General features: G+C 37.7%; 1 protein-coding gene. It reads left to right on the top strand.

What is annotated here, in order from left to right:
* Nucleotides 1–34 precede the first annotated feature (34 nt).
* The coding region (locus D0T51_RS12185) for a hypothetical protein (protein WP_163729678.1) at nucleotides 35–839 on the top strand (805 nt) is incomplete at its 3' end.

Genomic DNA, 839 nt, shown 5'->3' with positions numbered 1-839 from the left:
GATTAAACGAGGAAGTGAGACTTTCAACAAAAAAATGAGTTATACCCAAGTAAATACTCTTAAAGTGTATGCTTATTTTCATGAAGATGGCTTCCTGCTGAAAGAAAATGATAAGTTGGAAATTCGTATGCCTTTTGTTGTTGGAAAGGCAACTGCAAAATATGCATCACTTTCCTCTGGTTGTTTTGTGAGTGAAAATTCTGTTAGCGATCCTTTTGCAGAAGTAATTGTTGGAAAGAAAGGAGGAGATAAGAAGTCCTTTAATATTGAATCAGTAACTGCAACAAACTATGCTCATGCCTATCTTACTTCTATGTTAACATTTTCAAACAATGTATCCACACAAAGTCCTACAATATTTTATGGCAATTCTATGCATAATTCCGGACTCTCTTCCAAAGGCTTTGAAAATGAATATCGCCCGGTTTCCTATTTGAAAGAGTTTAGCATTGAGTATCCTAAAGGATATGAAATGACAGCAATGAAGATAACACTTAATGTGATGAGTAGAGGGGCTACCACCTTGACAACTCCTACACCCACTATTGAAGGCAATCGTTATACTTATAATTTAGGAAGCCTTTTCAATGCAGATGGTTCCGATGGTAAAATGATTTATCCGGAAGAATCAAATGTAATTGCTTTCCAACCAACTTTACGGGCTACCCAGGCAGCTCCTAATGGGAAAAGTTATGTATCTCTAAAAGTGACATTTCATAATGTCTATAATGGATCAGAAGCGATAGGAGAGGTGGCAAAAGGCTATTGCCTAAACTACACCGGCATTTCCAGTTCTGTGATAATCCCGAACGCTACCCTTACAGGTAGCTCCGGAACAC

Source organism: Parabacteroides sp. 52, assembly GCF_010500925.1.
GTDB lineage: Bacteria > Bacteroidota > Bacteroidia > Bacteroidales > Tannerellaceae > QVMG01.
The sequence above is the reverse complement of the archived record's forward strand: the minus strand, read 5'-3'. Positions and strand labels throughout refer to the sequence as shown.